The organism is Lysinibacillus fusiformis (genome assembly GCF_003049525.1).
GTDB lineage: Bacteria > Bacillota > Bacilli > Bacillales_A > Planococcaceae > Lysinibacillus > Lysinibacillus fusiformis.
This window is the reverse complement of sequence record NZ_PYWL01000005.1, coordinates 214140-233658: the sequence shown is the minus strand read 5'-3', so window position 1 is coordinate 233658 and position 19519 is coordinate 214140. Positions and strand designations below refer to the sequence as shown.

Genomic DNA, 19519 nt, shown 5'->3' with positions numbered 1-19519 from the left:
TTTATTTTTTATAAATTTAGTCCAAATCTTTTTAGTTCAATAAAAATACCTTCCAATCCCTTTCCTTTTTCTGTTAGCGTATATTCCACGCGAGGGGGAACCTCAGGGAATACCTTTCTTTCTAAAATACCTTGATCCTCCAACACTTTAAGGCGGAGGGAAAGTGTTTTCGGGCTAATTCCATCCATTGATTTCAATAGGTCACTAAAGCGCATCGTTCCTTCTATAAGCAGATCACGAATTATCAAAAATGTCCATTTTGTTCCAATTATATCCAGTGTTTTAGCGATGGGACAAGTCTCACCTGGAGTTCCTTTGGTCAACACGACTGGCTCAATCACACTCATCAGAAACAGCCTCCTAAAATTTTTTTGTCTAATTCACCTTATATTATCACAATAGTATACTTCTAGAAACTTTGTGAAATAAATATCACTACTTCCGAAAATGAAGTAACTATATATATAATATCGTTGGCTTTGTTAATCCATTACTAGATTAAGGGGGTAATGAAATTTAGTGAGATTTCAACAAAATATCAACTATCCTTAAGCGTAGATCTTATAATAAGTACCTTTACTATCAGTACCCATTATGAATGAAAGCGTGATATACAAATGCCAGAGAAATTGAATTTTTAATTTACTATTTGGAAATATAGGAGGTAAAAACATGTTAAAAGATAAAAAGGTTGTCATTATTGGTGGGAGCTCTGGGATTGGCTTGGAATCAGCGAAACAACTATTAGCCCAAGGTGCTGAAGTAATCATTGCAAGTCGATCTGAAGATAAATTACGGAAAGCAAAAGAGCAATTGGGGGTGAAGGCTATAGCTTACACACTAGATACAACACAAGAACAGCAAGTTGTGTCTTTCTTTGAAAAAGTCGGTCCGTTCGATCATCTTGTAGTAAGCGCAGCAGAAACATCAGGGGGCTCATTCATCCAAACAAGTACAGTCCAGGCTCGACAGTTATTTGAAAACAAATTTTGGGGACAATATTATGCAGCAAAATACGGCGCGTTGAAAATTTTACCAAACGGTTCCATTACTTTATTTTCTGGGGTTGTGGCCTATAAATCTATGGTTGGTTCAGCGACTCTAGGTGCAGTCAATGCAGCTGTTTCTAATCTAGGCCAAACTTTGGCATTAGAACTTGCTCCAATCCGAGTGAATATTGTTTCACCTGGTATCATTGATACACCTTCTCGTAATAAAATGCCAGAAGAAATACGGAATAATTTTTATGCTTCTGTTGAAAATAAACTTCCAGTTAAACGTATAGGGAGGGTCGAAGATGTTGCACAAAGCATATTATACTTGCTACAAAATAGTTTTGTGACTGGAACCATTCTTCATGTAGAAGGAGGCCATATACTAGCATAATCAGTAACTAAAAGAAAAATGGAGTTAAACATTCATTTTTTGATAGATAAGAATAATCCATACGGATTTAAGTAATATTCAGATACTAATAATCATATTAAAAGTGGAAAGCTTCAATTTCATAAACAAAAGTCTGTGAGATTAAACAAGTATAGCCTAGTGACCTTAAGCCTCGTTTAAAAGCCAAATATAATTATGTAGAATAAGGATTGCTTCATGAATAAAGAAGTGATAAGCAGTTTTTTTCTATTTTGAACAATATGTTGAAATATTTATATGTAATTTTTGGTATAATTACATATAAATATATTAAGGAGTGTGCTCTATGAAAAAACTACTTATTATTACGAGTTATTTAGGCTTTTTTATATTAGGAGGTTTAACCTTCACCTACCTTTCAACGACAGAGGCAGCAAGCAGTTTGAAAAAGATCAATGTTTCTCAAGATACGATTCATTACTATGTAGATAAGGTTGAGAAAAAGCCAAAAGAGGGTCAATCTGGCTTTATTTATGAAGGAACTACTTATGTGCCGATGCGTTTTATTGCTGAGTCTTTAGGGAAAAATGTGACATGGGATGGTAAATCAAAATCCATTTATATTGGTGATGCTCCAACCTTCATCTCTTTAAAAGATGTAAAGCCTATTGGGAGTGATGAAGATCACTTCTTCCATAACCCAAGCTCTATCGTTATTAGTACTGGAGAAAAGTTTGAACAATCCTATCAACTAGGTGGCTATCACGGCGGTGGGGCTGTACAAGATCATACAGTTGAATACATGGCTAATGGAAAATATAAATCATTTGAAACGTACCTAGCGCCTGTTAAAAAGCTAGCGGCAGGTTCTTTCGGAATAGGCTATATGAAAATTTACGCAGATAATAAATTGATTTATGATAGCGGGTCGATAAAAGATAAGGTAAAGGTTAATGTTAATTTAGAAGGTGCTTCAAAAGTGAAGTTTGAAATTGAAGGCAGTGGTTTAGGTATATTGGATCCTAAATTTACTCAATAAGCTTAAAATAAAAGGCGATGACAAGAACGAGTGTCATCGTCTTATTTAATGGGATGTAATAACTATTTCGACATAATTAAAGTCAATACATTTTTGTAAAAATTTTCACATTTACTTATAAAATAGTTGGTCTATTTATGGTATAATTTCAAACGTTGTAGGTAAGGAAGTAGAAAAAGGGAGAGAAAATCTTATGATGAAAAAGATAATGAAACGTACAAGCGCTATTTTGCTTGGGGCTTCATTGATGCTGACAACGGTTGTACCTGTGATCCATGCGGAGGAGCAGTCACTACCTTTAACACCATCAATTAGTGAGTGGGCAATAGAAACATTAAATGAGGGTGAAAAATACGGAATCTTTCCAATGGAATGGTATTTCGATGGTTTCCTTCAAGAAATTTCGGTAGATAAAGTAAATGAATTATTAGCTTTAACAGAAAAGAAAATTGCTTCTCTAGGTTTAGATGAAAACAAACAATATAAACCAGTGAGTGTGAAGAATGATAACACACGTGGGGATATTGTAAAACGTTTATATAATATTGTAGCGCGTTATGATTTACCGGTTGGTAAAGATCCTATTCAATTTATGAAAGAGCATCATATATTACAAGGCTCTGCTAATGGATTACAGTTGGAGAGCAAGGCAACGACTCAACAGGCTGTAATATTGGCTGTGCGTTTCATTCAGAGTACATATGGGCTAGCAGAGCAAGGATCGAACGGGGTAGCTTGGGTTGTTCAGGATGAGGATACACTTGTATACTTACTAGGTTCCATTCATCTAGGAACACCCGATTTATATCCATTCAATAACAAACTAGTAAAGGCATTCAATGAATCGGATGCGCTATTAGTAGAGGCGAATATCCTGGATGCGGAAGCACTCGAATACTATGCAGAAAAAGCAATGTATACAGATGGCAAAACACTAAAAGATACTGTTGCACCAGAAACATATGCGAAGTTAGAACAAGTCGCAAAGCTTTACAATCTTCCAATGGAGGAACTAATAGTACAAAAGCCATGGATGCTTTCTAGTGCATTATCAATGCTGGCAATGGACGATTCCTTTGGAATGACACCACAAGAAATGACAATGCACGGGATTGATATATACTTTTTATTGAACGCACAGTTGCAACAAAAGCCAGTGATTGAATTAGAAGGTACAAGAGCGCAGGTAGATATGTTTGATGCATTGTCACCAGAGGCACAGGAACAGTCATTAGTCGCTGTGCTGGATAATATCATCAATCCATCTGAAGAAAATCAATCCGAAATTCTTCAAGAATGGTTTACAAGCTGGCAGCAAGGGAATGTGGAAGAATTCGCAAAAAGCTTCCAAGCAATGGAGGGACAATCATCTGAGTTCAATGAAATGCTTTTCGGCTTACGTGATGAGCAAATGGCCAAGAAAATCATGAATGTTCTTGAAGAGAAAAAAGGAAAGTACTTTGTTGTTGTGGGATCAGGACATTTCCTAGTAGATAAAAATATTCGCTATCATTTGGAGCAAAACGGATACGATGTAAAGCCGTTTTATCAATAAAATTATAAAGGCAACCCAAAGCTATGAACGTAGCTAGGGTTGTCATTTTTAGTTGCACCGATATTCATCGATAGCTATGATTATCTTAAGATATACTTTTTTGTAAAATGACACCATAATAAGTGAAAATATGAAGGAACAAAAATTTCTAGACCCAATGATGTCACTACTTATTGCTGTCTACAAGCTAAAAACAGATGGTTTAGACGTCCTATAATGGACCACTCTAATGCCATCTGTTTTTATTGTGAGGTTTTTAATTGAATTACATAACAAGGAAGTTCTAAAAAAGATGAACCTTTTCTAGTAGTCATTTGTTTATAAAGTAGAACAGTCAGAAAGGAGTGACTCAGATTGACAGAACGAGAATTATTTGATTCATACAATAAGGATGTATACCGTACCTGTTATTACATGCTAAGAAATGCACAAGATGCGGAAGATCTCTGCCATGATGTATTTGTCACCGTGTTCCGTCAGGATTGGAAAAGCATTGAGCATACACGTGCTTGGATTATGCGCATTGCGATGAACCAATGCTTAAACTTGTTAAAAAGAAAGCAAGCTCAATTGAAAAAACAAGGTCAGGTTCAACTTCTACATGAGCAGAATACGGCATTGGTTAAGTCTGTAGACACTATTGTAATGGAGAAGGTAGCTGGGGAGGAATGGGAGGAATTGCTCAAGCAGTTGCCAGAAAAGCTTATGGCCGTTGTTACTCTTCGTTTTATCGGTGAATTGTCGTTAGTAGAAATCGCAGAAACGTTAAAAATTCCTGTAGGTACAGTAAAGTCGAGGCTGCATAAAGCATTAAAAATAATGCGCAAAAAAATGGAACAAAATCAACATCTATGGTTGAAGGGAGAGAATCAATTTGGAACGCATTGAACAGAAGCTGAAAAAAGGTTTGAAGGCAGATCATAATATGGTGTATCCTGATTTCGAACAAATGTGGAGCTCTATTGAACAAGATGAGTTAAAGATTACCGAAGGTGAAACGATTGAAAAACGGCCCCGCAGAAGAAAGAAATTCGCTTTGGTGGCTGGACTAGCTGTCGCGCTAATGGCCACGCCAGTTTATGCAGCCCTGAATTATGATTGGTCAAACATTCTTTCATATAGAGCTGGTATTCAATCGGCATTAGCGCAAGGCTTAGGCCAGACGATTGAGCAATCCATTACGAAGGACGGATTTACGTTAACGGTACACACAGCGTTTATTGATGAAAATAGAACTTTCCTTCTATATAGTTTGAAGCCTGATGCCACTTGGGATGGAAATAATATTAGTTTTGATCAAATTGGATTTAAAAACTCTGAGGGTGATTTGATTAAAGGAAATTATGTACATCAATGGGATGATGATCTTGGTGTTTTCCAAGGATATTTCGAGACAGACTGGGTTGCAGAAGATCAACTATCAGATATTAATTTTTCAATAAAGAATATTTATGCGATAGGTGATGAGGAGCAATCTATTAGTTATAATCCTAATGACTTTAATACGCAGCATTTCGCCATTCAAAAGGATGGAATTGATAATGTCACATTACAAATATTTGAGCAGCCAGAGGGAAAAGTAATGCTTCATTCTGCTGTTACGTTTACAGATTCAAAAATGAAGGATAAATGGGTACGTATCAAAGCAGTCAATGATAAGAATCAGCCTATTCAAGACGTGGGGACACCAGTGTTTGGAACACCAGGAGCAACAGGGGAATACTTTAGTCAGCAAATTTTCTCCTCAGAAAGTTTACGGGCGAAAGGGACACAGTTCAATCTAACATACGAGCATACATTAAGTATTGCAGAAAATACTTGGAGTATAGATATGAATCTGTCCAAGGAAAAATTAAAAAAGGGATCTTTTAAAAAAGTTGTCAATATTCCATTAGAAAATGCAACTGGTGGAACAGTCATTCATGAAATGAAAGTTACACCAACACAAGTACGTTTAGTACTAAAACATAAAGAGAAGTATGCGCATATTCCTTACAAAGATTATCAGCTAAATATTGGGGGAGTACTTTTAGATGGAGGAAGATGGGATGAAGAAAACGATCCCTATAAAACAGAGCTCCGTTTTGAACTGAAGGGGGTAGATGTTTCCTCGTTGGTGGATAAAACAATGACATTGGTTGCTAAACATCGTGTTGATATAGTTGATGGTGATCCACAACCGATACGCTTAACTGATATAACAGAGAAACCTCAAAGTAAAACGTCGATGGTTGGAGAATATCCAATTACATGGACATACTACATGAAGGACAATAATCTTTATATTGAATCCTTTAGCTCTGATCCTACATTTGGTGGTGTCACTCAGACCTATTATCTTGATCATAAAGATCGAAACTATGGTATGCCAATAATTGCAGGTATACTTGGTGATGATAATAATATGCGAATGGATGAATATAAAAATTTCAAGGAGATAGAGCTTGATATTTATATTTATAATTATACAACGCAACAACCTGATGAAGAACTCCGTATACCTCTAATAATAGGAGAATAAGGAGGCAAATCAGCCCATCTATTTGGACAATCAAAACTCAAATAGATGGGGTTTTTTACTCATTATGTCCATAATTGCTTTACTTACAATAATATTTAATATATAGTTAAGTTAACTTAACTAAATTATTAAATAGGAGAATCATTGTATGTCCTCTATCGAGAAACAAAAGTCCATTGCCTATAAATTGGGTATCGGGATTATTATTTTTTCGCTTTCGTTGTGGCTAATCCCAGTCATTACACCATTTACACCTATTCCTACGAAAGTAAAAGCAGGTATTATTCCAGGCAGCATCATTGTAGCTGAAATCTTATTTTGGTTGGGCGCTTTACTTGTCGGGAAAGAAGTAGCTAACAAATTTAAAAGCTATCTTAATCCTAAAAAATGGCGTGAAAAAGGTGATACTCAAAAAAATGAAGACTAACAATGTAGCAGAGCAAATTAATCATACAATTGAAGATATTTGGATTGTTCTTGAGAAAATGGAAAGAGACTATACTAAGTTCAATTTAAATAATCAGCAAGCGGTCCTTTTGGCATTAGTGATTCGTCATCCTTCCATTTCACCATCAGAAATAGCTGAAAAAATGATGATTACCAAAAGTGCCGTGAGCCAGCAGATAGCAAAGCTTGAAAAGGATGGCTATATTATAAAAAGGCAGCATGTCGATGATAAGCGTGGCTATTCGATTGAATTAGGTGAGAAAGGTTTGCTGTATAAACAGGAAGGTGAAGCGTTTAATCAAGAAATCACTAAAAAATATCAAGCACAGCTATCGGATGAGGAGTTGGTGAATGTGATAGAGGTACTAGAAAAATTAAAAAGTGTACTTTTATAAAATTTTCTAAATAATTTGACATTTATTTCGTTTTGTCTTATAGTATCTCTTAACATAAAAGGGGGAATACATATGACAATCACCTTTGTCCAATCGTACACAACAAAACATCATCATAGTCAGTAGTCTTGCTATCTTTATTAATTAATTAATATTGAATAGGAAGACTATTTCTCATGTAATCGTATAAATAAAGCTAATTGAGAGCTTTATCGTATACGGTTTTTTTATTTGTCAAAAAATGAGGAGGCAAAAGTGATGAAAAAAATGGATTACCAAAATGTACGTGGCACACAAGATTATTTACCTGAGCAGGAGGTTGCCCGTCGTGCTATTCGGCGCACTTTAGAAGACACGTTTATGGCTTATGGCTGTAAGCCGATTGAGACACCAATTCTTAATTATACGAAGTTGATGGCTTCTAAATATGCTGGTGGTGCTGAAATTGTACAGGAAATGTATACACTAACGGATAGAGGTGAGCGTGATTTAGCGTTACGCTATGACTTAACAATTCCATTTGCAAAGGTAGTAGCGACGAATCCCTCTATTACTATGCCATTTAAACGTTATGAAATTGGTAAAGTGTTTCGAGATGGGCCCATTAAGGCTGGACGTTTTCGTGAATTTACACAATGTGATGTAGATATTGTTGGGGTGACGTCACAAGCTGCTGAAGCGGAACTAATGATGATGGCGATAGATGCATTTGATAAGCTTAATCTCCAGATTAACATCCAATATAACAATCGCAAAATTTTAGTTGGTTTACTGCAATTATTTGAAGTAGAGCAGCAACAAATGAATCAGGTTATTTTAATATTAGATAAAATCGAGAAAATAGACCAAAAAACAGTGCTATCTGAATTGAGGGAATTGGGAATTTCTGAAAACAGCATGACAAAAATAAAGCAATTTTTAGAGGGGCAACCTCAAATAAATATGGCCTATTTTAATGAGTTCGCTAATCAAAACATCATTTTGCAGCAAGGTATACAGGAATTAGTGGAGCTAACAGCTTATTTAAATGCACTTGGATTAAATGAGAAATGTACGTTCAATCCATTTTTAGCACGAGGGCTTGAAATTTATACAGGAACAATTTATGAAATCTTCTTAGCAGATGGAACCATTCGTTCGAGTATTGGGAGTGGGGGACGTTATGATCAGGCGATTGGTGGCCTTTTGGGGTCTGAGGAGCAATCGTATGCCACTGTGGGAATTTCTTTTGGATTAGACGTCATTTATACAGCCTTGGAGGTTATAGGAAGAATCGAGAAAAACTTTCCTATTGTGGATATTTATATTATTCCCCTTGGAACAGAAAAGTCGGCGCTGAAGTTGGCAGCAGCATTGCGGCAACATGAATATAAGGTAGAAGTTGAGCTTAGTGGGAAAAAAGTAAAAAAAGCAATGGAGAAAGCGAATCGGGAAAATACACCAAAGGTTATAGTCCTAGGAGAAGATGAGGTCACGCAAAATATGTATAAAATAAAAAGTATGCAAAGCGGTAAGGAAGAAGTAATTGCATTTAAATTTTAAATTGAAAAGGCATGTAGTCATTTATTTGGCTATATGCTTTTATTTTTATTTCACAAAAAGGAAAATTTTACTTGCATATTTGTATCTATGTGTATATATTGTATATAAAGTATATATACAATATTTTAAAAGAGGTATTTGCATGCAAATTATTATTTCGAACAGTTCTAAAGAGCCTATTTATGAGCAGATCTATGCACAAATTAAAAAGCTAATTTTAACAGGGCAATTACAAGAGGGGCAGCCATTGCCTTCCATGCGCCAACTTGCCAAAGATTTAGAGATTAGTGTCATTACAACGAAAAGGGCATATGAAGAGCTTGAAAAAAATGGATTTATTTATTCTATTGTTGGGAAAGGATCATTTATCTCTGAACAAAATTCAGAAATGATGAAGGAAAGAAAAATGAAGGCCATTGAGGAAAAATTGTTGGTGGCAATTCAAAATGCGAAGGAAATGGATATTAGTTTAGCAGAGTTAAAGGCTATGCTTACTTTATTGTATACGGAGGATGAATAAATGGAAAATGTTATTGAATTACAGCATATACAAAAGTCCTTTAATGGTTTTCAAATAAAGGATTTTTCAATCCATGTTAAAAAAGGGTTTGTCACAGGGTTTATTGGCGGAAATGGTGCAGGAAAATCAACGACCATTAAAATGATTATGAATTTATTGCAGCAGGATAGTGGGACTATTTCTATTTTTGGTAAAAGTTATAAGAAACATGAAAAAGAAATAAAAGAACGTATCGGTTTTGTTTATGATGAGAATATCTTTTATGAAAATATCACACTCAAGGATATGAAAAAGATCATTAAACCTGCCTATAGAAAATGGGATGACAAGGCATTTCAGCATTATGTGGAACAGTTTGAGCTACCCTTGAACAAAAATATGAAGACCTTTTCGAAAGGGATGAAGATGAAAGCATCCTTAGCCATCGCGTTAGCACATCACGCTGAATTAATCATCATGGATGAACCAACGTCGGGGCTCGACCCTATTTTTCGCAGAGAATTACTCAATATTTTACATGAGTTAATGCAAGATGGAGACAAAACTATATTTTTCTCCACACATATTACGACAGATTTAGATCGCATAGCAGATTATATAACGTTTATTCATAATGGTGAGCATATTTTCACAAAGGAGTTTTATAAAATTCAAGAGGAATACGCTATTGTTAAAGGAACCTTGGATTTATTAGATCGTGAAACGGAGCAGGAATTCGTCGCCCTTCGTAAAACAAACAGAGGCTTTGAAGCATTAACAGCCAATAAACATCGAGCAGCTACTATATTTGGTGATACAGTGGTGGTTGAAAAGCCTACGCTTGAAGACATTATGTATTATACAAAGAAAGGGTGGTAAGGATATGTTGAACCTTATTTTAAAAGATATATTAATTCAAAAAAACATTTTAATCATCTACATAGCAACGATTATTCTTTATTTAATGGTCAATGTTCCATCAGTATATATAGTATTTATATATAGTATCGTATTTGTTTTAAGTGCTTTTTCGAATGATGAAAAAGATAATGCAAATATTTTACTTAATTCATTACCGTATACAAGAAAAGAAATTGTTAGTTCAAAATATATAGGAGCTTTAATTTTTACAGGGTTCTTTATGTTCCTTACGTATTTGTTCGACTTTATTTTAAATGGGAATCAGGTAGCTGTATTGTGGAAAGAAGTATTACTGATTATGGGCCTCGTTATGATTGTCATTTCGTTTATTTTACCGATTTCCTATAAATTCAAAACAAAGTATTTAACTATTGCTATCATGGGGTTATTTGGAGTTTATATGGTGATCATCAATTATTTTGTCCCTAACATAAATAAACAAATAAGAACCGTTGTACAAAATTTCATGACTGTACAGGAACTACAACTATACCTTATTGTCTCATTACTAATCGTTGTACTATATATAGGCTCATGGATGCTCTCGGTAAGGATATATAAGCGCAAGGCGTTTTAAAAGAAAACGGCCGGTCCCATATAAGGTGGGACTCGAGCCGTTTTTGTCATTTGAAAGCTAACTTCCATACAAGCATGTTGATGAAAAAAAGCACTATGAAATAAATAGTAGGTCCGAATGCCATTTGACTTGCAATTAAGTAGTGTAGACCTGCCAAAATAGCTAAAGGGATAAACAATAAAACAGTTTTCCAGCCTTGAGCATCTCCAACCTCATCATATGGTTTGGTAAAAGGTATTTTATTGCTCATCGTTACGAAACAAAACAGTGTATATATCCAGCTTGTCACTAAAACTACTAGTAGGTCTGGGATAATTCGAATACCGTAAATATAGCTAAAGACCAAACTTAGTACCAAAAATAATGGGACATACAATTTGATTAAAAATGCCTTTAAACTGCCTTTTTGTAAATTCGTATAATCTTTTAATGGAAGTATTTTGTAAATCCAAGCCGCTTTAAATTTAGCCGAATGACCAAGTAAAAGTACAGCAGCCGGAATAATCATCATACTAAAATAAATATTTAAGTAGCTCATACTAGTAGCGTAATCAATTTTTTCGGATCCGCTAAAGGTGAATATAAAAATAAATGGGATAATAAATGAAAAACCTAAAGAAGGGTAAACTTTGAGCTTAAACTCGCGTTCTTGCTTCATCATAAGAGAGGCGAAACGAAAAAATGCTCTTTCTTCATGTGTTCTACATAGCAGCGTTAATAAAAGTACCTTCAGTCGATTGTTCTTCTCTTTTTTTGATTTACTTGTACTTAATAGTTTTTGAAGGTTACGTTCAAAGGTTGGGATGAGTTTAATATATAACCCAATCGAAAGTATCGGTATGATTACAGCAAAGATGCTGTATAGTACTGTTAATAACGAAGTATCGCCATTTAGTAATAAGTTAAAAGGTGCAGCGAACCACATCGGTATTAGGAAGAGACTCCACCAATGAAATGACACCGTCATATCCAAATTAACGAATTCAAAGGACCGAATCAGAACCTGGTAGCCGATCATGAGCATTAACGACAAGGCAATTTGTACATAGTTGATCATATCCTTCAGCTTTTCACCATCAAAGTAGCGTAAAATGGCAATATATAAAATGGCAGTGATCGCTACAATAAATAAATTAATTAATATAATCTCTAGAACGGTTAAAACGAAAAATACAATTCCTTGCGTAAAAAGGCTGACGAGTAAAGGGATGCCTGTTAAGGCAATTGTTAAATAGAATAAGTAAATGAAAATATGCATAAATTTTGCTGCGTTAATGGTTCTAGCGGAAATAGGCTTAGTTGATAGTATGCTTTTGTCTCGTACATCTAAGAGTACTGAGGAAAAGTCAGAAATCAATGAAGTCATAATTAAAAAAATGATCATGGCAAACGCAATACTCATTTGAAATAAAAAGTTTTGACCAAATCCCATGAGTGGGATTAGTATAAGGCCGAATAAAACATAAATCCATAGCGATTTAATATAGCCATATTTTTGATCGTTCTTCTTTTTGTTCTGATTAAATAGTGTGGGTACTTTACGTTCATCCATTGTTAATTTGATATGAAGGATTTTTCTCATTAGGTCATAATCAATACCCATTTTTACAAAGAGCCAGCGGAATAAATCAAGCAATTGGAGTGTTTTAAAATCTGTCATGATTGTACTCCTCGAACGATGGATACAAATTTCTCACCAATTTCCTGATGCTCATGAAATCCTGTTAACTGATTAAAGATCCTTTCTAGCGTTCCTTCAGTGTTACCAGCTTGTAATTGGGCAAAGGTTCCATCCGCTGCTATGTTGCCGTCATATAGCAGGATGATGCGACTACTGATCTTTTCAACGACATCCATAATATGAGAAGAGTAAAATATTGTTTTTCCATTGGCTGCGAGCTGCGTTAAAATCTCTTTAAAAATCATTACACTGTTTGCATCTAAGCCATTGATCGGCTCATCTAAAAATAATAGGTCTGGGTTATGTATAAGACTAGCAATGATTAATAGTTTTTGTCGCATGCCCTTTGAGTACGAGGAAATTCTAGAATGGTACGCCTCACCCACTCCAAACAACTCCATGAGCGATTTCGATTTGTCAGCTGCCTCATATAGCTCTAGCCCATATAACTGACCGATAAAGGTTAAATATTCATAACCTGTTAAGTTGTCATACACATCAGCGATTTCTGGAACGTAACCAATTCTCCGCTTATAGTCTATTTGATCTTGCCCAATGCTTTCACCAAAGAGCTTAATTTCACCACCATAATCACCTTCAAGCCCCAAAATAATTTTAACAGTCGTGCTTTTACCAGCACCATTAGGACCAATATATCCGATAATTTCTCCTCTAGTAGCATGGAGGTTTATTCCTTTTAATATTTCCTTGTTTCCATAACTTTTCGTTAAATTTGTAATCGTTAAAATGTCTTCCATTTCAGTGCACCTCCATAATTATAGAAAAAATATCCATTAATACACTATAGCATATAAAAAGAAAATAAATTCCTTTTGGTAAAATGAAACCAGTTCAATTCCATGTGGTTGAAGAGGGGTTATTAAATTAAGAAATTATATATTTTAATGCCAATTTTTAATCTTTTGCTGTCACAAAACGGTAGTGAATTTAGTTATACAGATAGAGAGGAGGGAAGCTTGTGAGTATATCAAATAAAACAGAGGAAACGGTAGTAATAAAAGAGGTAGTTAAACAAGTTCAGGCAGGGGATACTTATGCCTACACGGAAATCATACGGTGCTTCCAAAAACAAATCTATCTATACTGTTACTACCTATTAGGAAACAAAGAAGAAGCTGAGGATGCCTCGCAGGATGTTTTTATAAAAGGTTTAGAGAATATTCGCCAATTCACTTACTCAGTGTCTTTTTCAGCGTGGCTCTATAAAATTGCTCATCATCATTGTATCGACCTACTGAAAAAGAAAAATAAGGGCTTTAGATTTTGGACAGGTTTTAAAAAGGAGCAAATGGTCGAGCAGTCATATGAATCCTATCATTACGAGGATTCGATTCATCAGTTATATAGAGATCATTAATAGGTTATTAAAGCAGAATGGATACTTTGCTGTATGTTCATTTGAGGAGAATGGAACGTACGGTGGCTCTGCCCTGACAGATGAGGAAGTATATTTAAAGCGCAGTTTAGAGGGTGGGCTTGGTTATACAAAAAGTCAACTACAGGAAATTTTTAATTTTTTGGAAGAAATTGAAATACGTAAAATGGTACCGATGTCTACAGCAGATCCGCATTTTGGGTTAGAAGGTTTTATAGTAGGCTTATTCAAAAAATGATATTAAAAAGCCATTCTGAAAAAAACTAGAGAATGGCTACTTCTATTACAGTGAATTATTTAGAGAGCTCGACGACAGAATCATAAAAAATAGTAGTGGCTATAATGATATCCTCATCGGAGCTATATTCTAAGGGATTGTGGCTAATGCCGTCTTTTGAGCGGACAAACAACATCCCGATTGGAGCGATTTCAGCCATATTCATGGCATCGTGTCCTGCACCACTTATAAGAGAATAGGGACGTATCCCTTGCTTTTCAATACTTATGGCAAGTTGTTGCTGTAGCTTCTCATCCGCTTTTGCAGGTTTAATGCGCTGTAATATTTTTGAAGCCAATGTAACATTTCTTCGGTCTGCGATTTGTTGTAGTTGCTGCAAAATCATAGTCTCTAGTGATCTCACTTTTTGTTCGTCTATATCTCGTAGATCAATTGAGAAAGTAACTTTGCCTGGGATCACATTTGTTCCATTCGGGGACACAGTAAGCTTGCCGACCGTTGCAACGGCATCTGTAGTGTCATTTAATAGCCGTTCAATCTCTAAAATCATCTCGCTCGCCGCAGTTAGAGCATCCTGCCGAATGGGCATAGGTGTTGCACCAGCATGTTCACTGACGCCAGTGACAGTAATTTCTAACCATACAGGAGCGGCTATACCTGTTACAACACCGACAGGTAAACCTTCATTTTCTAGCACCTTGCCTTGCTCAATATGCATTTCTAAATAAGCTTTAATGTCATTTCGTTGAGCATTAACTAAAGGATATGGCGACAATTGGAATTCCTTCATAGCTTCTTCAATGGAAATGCCAGCCTCATCTGTGTGCTGTAATTGTTCCTCCGTTAAAAGCCCGGCCATCGCACTACTACCAAGTAGCCCAAAGCCAAATCTCGTTCCCTCCTCATCCTTAAAAGCGACAACTTGTATCTTTTTAGAGGGTAGTATTTGTTGCTCATACAACCTATTTACGACTTCAATAGCTGCCAATACCCCTAATGCTCCATCGTATTTGCCGCCTTCTGGTACTGTATCAATGTGTGAGCCTAGCATAATGGTTTCATCGCCTTCACCATAAGTACCAATGAGATTTCCAACAGCGTCAACCGTTACTTTCATGCCAGCCTGTTCCATATAAATGGTCACTAGCTCAATAGCCTGTTTTTCTACTGGTGTAAAGGAGAAGCGATTAATCCCACCTGTAGCTTCATTGCAGCCGATTTGGCTTAAGTCTTGAAGATGTTGTAAGAGTCTACCTCCATTAATCATGACAATCACTCTTTCATCTGGAATTGGAAGTGGCTGTCCTTCTCATAAGACAAATTGGTCATGAACCACCTCTAAATTATTATTGTACCCTTTGGCAATAGTGGGGTCGATTACTTTGTAATGAAAATACCGTATTTACCCGTTTCATCATCTGCCCATTGTTGACCTGATGGACAATAAATAAATGTTTGTTGAACCTCGATTTCCTTATAAAAAGTTCGAGCTTAAATAAATTATTACGACCCTTATCATAGTGTGGCAAATAGTTAATATTGTGAACGATCTTCATCACGTTTGATACGTATAATAATTTTGAAATAAGATAGAAAGAAGAACAACCACAACAATAGGAAATTACATACTGAGTGGACCTTTTGAGTTCACTCTCGTTATGCAAGAATGAAGCAAGGGGGTCAGGGATTGTTTAATGATTTTAAGATGGTGGATGATCGTCCTGTTTATGTGCAATTGAAGGATTATGTTCAAGACATGATTGTTAAAGGGCATCTGTTAGAACATCAAAAGCTTCCATCTACGCGTGAACTTAGTAAGCTATTAGCAGTTAGCAGAAATACAGTGCTGAATGCATATGCTGAGCTAGAGCAGGACGGCATCATTTATGCAGTGAAAGGAAAAGGGAACTTTGTAGGAAAGGTTACTACGTTGAAAACGTCCCCTATCGAACTTGACTGGAAAAATAGGCTGAATACAGCAACTTTGTTAGCAGATGAAATCGATTTAGTACGACAAGATATTCAGTGGCAAAAAGGGATGATCTCCTTTACTAGTATTGCTCCGGAAGAAAAGCTTTTTGATGTTGAAAATTTCAAACGGGCTTTTCTTACACGTATGTCCCTTGAAGGCGATATTGTCTTAAATTATGGCTATGCAAAAGGGTATAAACCTTTAATTGATTATCTCCTTCGCTATATGGAAATGAAGGGTGTAGATATTTCTAATAAAGATATTTTAATCACTAACGGCTTTACGGAGGGACTCGATATTTTATTATCCTCAATAGCTAAAAAATCTGGGCGTGTTCTATGTGAAAATCCTACACATCACGCAGCATTGAAGCTTTTTCGTTTACATGGGCTAGAAATACATGGCGTTGATATGAGCGATGATGGCATTGATATGGGGCAGGTAGAAAAAACATTAGCCAAAATGGATTTTGATTTTGCCTATCTCATCCCGTCCTATCATAATCCAACAGGAATTGTCACCTCCTCTGAGAAGAGGAATGCTATTTTTCAGCTTTTTTCCAACTATCAAATACCTATCGTAGAAGATGGCTTTAATGAGGAATTAAGGTATTCAAGCTCTCATTTGGCACCACTAATTGCATTTAGTGGTTCTGGTAATAACATTGTCTATATTGGCAGCTTTTCTAAAATCCTTTTCCCAGGCTTACGTGTTGGCTGGATTTTAGCAGATAAGGAGCTAATTGCTAGCCTAGAAAGCATGAAAAGAGCGCGGACAATTCATACATCGACACTGGATCAGGCAGTGTTATATCAATATTTACAGGATGGTTATTTTGAAAAATATTTAAAGAAAGCAAGAGCTGTTTATAAGAAAAAGTATGAGCTTGCTCGTCAAGCCTGTATGGAGTACATTCCATTTTGCAAAATCAGAGGGGATGGAGGACTGCATCTCTTTATTGAACTAGAAGTGGGCATAGATGCTCGCAGATTATTAGAAAAATGTTATGACGAAGGTGTGGTGTTCTATCCAGGAGATGTATTTTATACAAATGGTCTTGGTAAAAACACATTTCGCCTAGGGTTTTCCCGTTTATCAGAAGAAGATATTGTCCGGGGTATTCAAATTATTGGGGATACATTAAGAAATGATAGAAGGGGTTGAAAAGATGAAGGTTGGCGTAATTATGGGCGGTACCTCCTCTGAAAAGCAGGTTTCGATTATGACAGGGAAGGAAATGGTTGCTCATTTAAATAAACAAAAATACGATGTTGTTGAAATAGTATTGGAAGACCATCAAGAGGTAATAGAAAAAGTGCAAGGTATCGATGTAGCTTTATTAGCACTGCACGGTAAGTTTGGAGAGGATGGCACGATTCAGGGTGTATTAGAAACATTGGGTATTCCTTATACAGGAAGTGGTCTTCTAGCAAGTAGTTTGTGCATGGATAAAAATATGGCCAAGAAAATACTGCGCTATGAAGGGATCGCCACACCAGATTGGATGCATCTCGTAAAGGGCGAGGAGCTGCCATTACAGGACATAGAGCTGATGGGTTATCCGCTGGTCGTTAAACCAAATGCTGGTGGCTCTAGTGTAGGTGTTCAAATTGTCCATGATCGAAATGCCTTATTGACGGCTGTTGCAGAGGTATTGAAGTGGGATAACGAAATTATTATTGAGCAGTACATGATTGGTGACGAAATTACATGCCCAATCCTCAATGATAGGCTATTGCCAGTCCTTTCAATCAAACATACGGCAGTATTTTTTGACTACCAGGCGAAATATGATGATGCTTCTACAATAGAGGAGCCTGTGGAACTCCCACTTGCGATTCATGACCGTGTGGCAAAGGCTGCTATGACCAGCTATAAGTCTTTAAAATGTAGTGTGTATGCTAGAGTAGATATGTTAATTAAGGAGGGCGTTCCTTATGTGTTGGAGGTTAATACATTACCTGGCATGACCCAAAATAGCCTGCTACCAAAAAGCGCCTTTGCTGCAGGAATTAGCTATTCTGCCCTATTGGATAGCATTATTGATAGCTCCTTACAGATTGATAATAGGTAATAGAAAAAACACCTTTTGTTTTCCTACAAAAGGTGTTTTACTATCTTAAGATTTAGCTAATTCAATAAAGCCTTCTCCAAAAACATCCCTTACATCATGAATGGCAATAAAGGCATCCTTGTCGACTTCTTTGACAATTTTTTTGAGCTTTACAACTTCTTGCTTACTAATGACGATATACAAAATTTCTTTTTGTTCCTTTGTATAATAGCCATGACCGGAAAGTACCGTAACCCCGCGGTTCATATAAGCAGTTACCTGTCCAGCAATGTCTTCTGGTTTTTTAGAGATGATCGTAACTGCTTTTTTAGGATTAACCCCTTCGATAACGAACTCCATCACCTTAGTACCAACATAAAGCATGATTATTGTTAACATTAATGCCTCTGCTCCGATGATAAAATAAGATGAAAAAGCAACGATTAAATCAAAGAATAAAAGTCCATAGCTAATACTCCAGCCAAGGTACTTGTTAGTGATTCTAGCTAAAATCGTAGAGCCTGCAGTTGTACCACCGACTCTAATAATCAAACCAATACCGACCCCAGCAAATACTCCACCAAAAATCGTATTTACGATAATTTCATTTGAGGAAATCGACCAAGATTCTGTTAAATGTAAAAATAAAGAATGGAATGAGACCGCAATGATCGTATAAATGGTTGTTTGTCTATTTAGAAATTTATAGCCAACTAGTAGTAAAGCCGCATTCATCATAAAGCTGACAATACTCGGAGACCATCCGAAAAGATAATAGGCTATAATCGTTAAGCCCGTTACGCCACCTTCACCCAAATCATTTGGAATAACAAATAAGTTAACTGCTAGGGCAAAAAGCAGTGATCCAAGCATAATCATTAAAATATCTATTACGTATTTTTTCATTCACATAACACCACCATATCAAATTAGATTTTTTCTTAAATCCATACTATATCAGGTTTTCACCAAATGATATACTTTTTTTGTAATATTCATTTAGGTTATATCGACCTTTTTTTGAATGTCTTTAGACTAGAAGACCTTGACTAATTAGAATAAATATTTATAATAATCATAATACTTTTAAGGAGGATTATTAAAAAATGACATATTCAATGAGACTACGTTGCACCATTTTGAGCCAATAACTGAATAGGGTCAAAAACTCGGTTTGTGAAGCCAGAGTATACGGGATAGTCTGTCCTTTTTTAATCATCTTCAATTGCATAAGAAAGAGAACAGCTCACGCCTTTATTTAAAGAGGCTTATTCTCTAATATATCCTAGTTACTTGGATCACAGGCAAATTGTCTGTG

Annotated in this window: 20 protein-coding genes; 15 read left to right on the top strand and 5 right to left on the bottom strand. The window is 35.9% G+C overall.

Translation table 11 applies throughout. The features are described from left to right. Positions 1–8 precede the first annotated feature (8 nt). Entirely contained in the window at positions 9–347 is a 339-nt protein-coding gene (locus C9J29_RS14270) for a winged helix-turn-helix transcriptional regulator (protein WP_008175508.1), read from the bottom strand. Positions 348–672: 325 nt separating this feature from the next. Between C9J29_RS14270 and C9J29_RS14265 the strand changes: the two genes are divergently transcribed. The 11 genes from C9J29_RS14265 (at position 673) to C9J29_RS14215 (ending at position 10861) form a co-directional block, all read left to right on the top strand. After that, on the top strand, positions 673–1386 hold the full coding sequence (locus tag C9J29_RS14265; RefSeq protein WP_008175505.1) for an SDR family oxidoreductase: 714 nt from the start codon (positions 673–675) through the stop codon (positions 1384–1386). Between the two features lie 325 nt (positions 1387–1711). Further along, positions 1712–2404, top strand: a complete 693-nt coding sequence (locus C9J29_RS14260; RefSeq protein ID WP_008175503.1) for a stalk domain-containing protein — start codon at positions 1712–1714, stop codon at positions 2402–2404. 193 nt (positions 2405–2597) lie between these two features. Next, the gene (locus C9J29_RS14255) at positions 2598–3959 is read left to right on the top strand and encodes a TraB/GumN family protein (protein WP_107922352.1); all 1362 of its coding nucleotides are present in this window, start codon (positions 2598–2600) and stop codon (positions 3957–3959) included. Positions 3960–4313: 354 nt separating this feature from the next. After that, complete coding sequence (locus C9J29_RS14250) at positions 4314–4847, top strand: RNA polymerase sigma factor (RefSeq protein WP_096365653.1); 534 nt, start codon at positions 4314–4316, stop codon at positions 4845–4847. Next, on the top strand, positions 4834–6480 hold the full coding sequence (locus tag C9J29_RS14245; RefSeq protein WP_107922351.1) for a DUF4179 domain-containing protein: 1647 nt from the start codon (positions 4834–4836) through the stop codon (positions 6478–6480). Before C9J29_RS14250 ends, C9J29_RS14245 begins: the two co-directional genes overlap by 14 nt. A gap of 148 nt (positions 6481–6628) precedes the next feature. After that, positions 6629–6907: a transporter suffix domain-containing protein gene (locus C9J29_RS14240; protein WP_089985891.1), complete on the top strand. Its 279-nt coding sequence runs from the start codon at positions 6629–6631 to the stop codon at positions 6905–6907. Further along, positions 6897–7322: a MarR family winged helix-turn-helix transcriptional regulator gene (locus C9J29_RS14235; RefSeq protein ID WP_089985890.1), complete on the top strand. Its 426-nt coding sequence runs from the start codon at positions 6897–6899 to the stop codon at positions 7320–7322. Before C9J29_RS14240 ends, C9J29_RS14235 begins: the two co-directional genes overlap by 11 nt. A 258-nt stretch (positions 7323–7580) precedes the next feature. After that, a complete protein-coding gene (locus tag C9J29_RS14230; RefSeq protein ID WP_107922350.1) occupies positions 7581–8864 on the top strand; it encodes a histidine--tRNA ligase in 1284 nt (427 codons plus the stop codon). A 142-nt stretch (positions 8865–9006) separates the two neighbouring features. Further along, entirely contained in the window at positions 9007–9384 is a 378-nt protein-coding gene (locus C9J29_RS14225) for a GntR family transcriptional regulator (protein WP_008175490.1), read from the top strand. Then, a complete protein-coding gene (locus tag C9J29_RS14220; protein ID WP_089985888.1) occupies positions 9385–10242 on the top strand; it encodes an ABC transporter ATP-binding protein in 858 nt (285 codons plus the stop codon). A gap of 4 nt (positions 10243–10246) precedes the next feature. Further along, positions 10247–10861: an ABC-2 transporter permease gene (locus C9J29_RS14215; protein ID WP_107922349.1), complete on the top strand. Its 615-nt coding sequence runs from the start codon at positions 10247–10249 to the stop codon at positions 10859–10861. Between the two features lie 46 nt (positions 10862–10907). Here the strand turns inward: C9J29_RS14215 and C9J29_RS14210 are convergent, their stop codons facing one another. Then, on the bottom strand, positions 10908–12521 hold the full coding sequence (locus C9J29_RS14210; RefSeq protein ID WP_096365659.1) for a hypothetical protein: 1614 nt from the start codon (positions 12519–12521) through the stop codon (positions 10908–10910). Continuing rightward, entirely contained in the window at positions 12518–13300 is a 783-nt protein-coding gene (locus tag C9J29_RS14205; protein WP_107922348.1) for an ABC transporter ATP-binding protein, read from the bottom strand. The genes C9J29_RS14210 and C9J29_RS14205 overlap by 4 nt, the downstream gene beginning before the upstream one ends. A 221-nt stretch (positions 13301–13521) precedes the next feature. Between C9J29_RS14205 and C9J29_RS14200 the strand changes: the two genes are divergently transcribed. After that, positions 13522–13920, top strand: a complete 399-nt coding sequence (locus C9J29_RS14200) for an RNA polymerase sigma factor (protein ID WP_008175481.1) — start codon at positions 13522–13524, stop codon at positions 13918–13920. Next, positions 13868–14176, top strand: a complete 309-nt coding sequence (locus tag C9J29_RS14195; RefSeq protein WP_107922347.1) for a hypothetical protein — start codon at positions 13868–13870, stop codon at positions 14174–14176. The genes C9J29_RS14200 and C9J29_RS14195 overlap by 53 nt, the downstream gene beginning before the upstream one ends. 55 nt (positions 14177–14231) lie before the next feature. On the opposite strand, the gene C9J29_RS14190 is transcribed toward C9J29_RS14195, so the two are convergent. Continuing rightward, a complete protein-coding gene (locus tag C9J29_RS14190; protein WP_107922346.1) occupies positions 14232–15443 on the bottom strand; it encodes a Zn-dependent hydrolase in 1212 nt (403 codons plus the stop codon). Positions 15444–15863: 420 nt separating this feature from the next. Here C9J29_RS14190 and pdxR point away from each other — a divergent pair, with 420 nt between their 5' ends. Next, positions 15864–17312, top strand: coding sequence for a MocR-like pyridoxine biosynthesis transcription factor PdxR (gene pdxR / locus C9J29_RS14185; protein WP_008175470.1), 1449 nt, complete (start codon positions 15864–15866; stop codon positions 17310–17312). Positions 17313–17316: 4 nt separating this feature from the next. Next, entirely contained in the window at positions 17317–18222 is a 906-nt protein-coding gene (locus C9J29_RS14180) for a D-alanine--D-alanine ligase (RefSeq protein WP_036121469.1), read from the top strand. A gap of 45 nt (positions 18223–18267) precedes the next feature. On the opposite strand, the gene C9J29_RS14175 is transcribed toward C9J29_RS14180, so the two are convergent. Then, the gene (locus C9J29_RS14175) at positions 18268–19107 is read right to left on the bottom strand and encodes a YitT family protein (RefSeq protein ID WP_008175465.1); all 840 of its coding nucleotides are present in this window, start codon (positions 19105–19107) and stop codon (positions 18268–18270) included. Between the last annotated feature and the right edge of the window lie 412 nt (positions 19108–19519).

Coding starts and splice junctions, on each gene's coding strand:
- C9J29_RS14270 (WP_008175508.1), bottom strand. CDS start 347: ATGAGTGTGATTGAGCCAGTCGTGTTGACCAAAGGAACTCCAGGTGAG.
- C9J29_RS14265 (WP_008175505.1), top strand. CDS start 673: ATGTTAAAAGATAAAAAGGTTGTCATTATTGGTGGGAGCTCTGGGATT.
- C9J29_RS14260 (WP_008175503.1), top strand. CDS start 1,712: ATGAAAAAACTACTTATTATTACGAGTTATTTAGGCTTTTTTATATTA.
- C9J29_RS14255 (WP_107922352.1), top strand. CDS start 2,598: ATGATGAAAAAGATAATGAAACGTACAAGCGCTATTTTGCTTGGGGCT.
- C9J29_RS14240 (WP_089985891.1), top strand. CDS start 6,629: ATGTCCTCTATCGAGAAACAAAAGTCCATTGCCTATAAATTGGGTATC.
- C9J29_RS14235 (WP_089985890.1), top strand. CDS start 6,897: ATGAAGACTAACAATGTAGCAGAGCAAATTAATCATACAATTGAAGAT.
- C9J29_RS14230 (WP_107922350.1), top strand. CDS start 7,581: ATGAAAAAAATGGATTACCAAAATGTACGTGGCACACAAGATTATTTA.
- C9J29_RS14225 (WP_008175490.1), top strand. CDS start 9,007: ATGCAAATTATTATTTCGAACAGTTCTAAAGAGCCTATTTATGAGCAG.
- C9J29_RS14220 (WP_089985888.1), top strand. CDS start 9,385: ATGGAAAATGTTATTGAATTACAGCATATACAAAAGTCCTTTAATGGT.
- C9J29_RS14215 (WP_107922349.1), top strand. CDS start 10,247: ATGTTGAACCTTATTTTAAAAGATATATTAATTCAAAAAAACATTTTA.
- C9J29_RS14210 (WP_096365659.1), bottom strand. CDS start 12,521: ATGACAGATTTTAAAACACTCCAATTGCTTGATTTATTCCGCTGGCTC.
- C9J29_RS14205 (WP_107922348.1), bottom strand. CDS start 13,300: ATGGAAGACATTTTAACGATTACAAATTTAACGAAAAGTTATGGAAAC.
- C9J29_RS14195 (WP_107922347.1), top strand. CDS start 13,868: ATGAATCCTATCATTACGAGGATTCGATTCATCAGTTATATAGAGATC.
- C9J29_RS14190 (WP_107922346.1), bottom strand. CDS start 15,443: ATGATTAATGGAGGTAGACTCTTACAACATCTTCAAGACTTAAGCCAA.
- C9J29_RS14180 (WP_036121469.1), top strand. CDS start 17,317: ATGAAGGTTGGCGTAATTATGGGCGGTACCTCCTCTGAAAAGCAGGTT.
- C9J29_RS14175 (WP_008175465.1), bottom strand. CDS start 19,107: ATGAAAAAATACGTAATAGATATTTTAATGATTATGCTTGGATCACTG.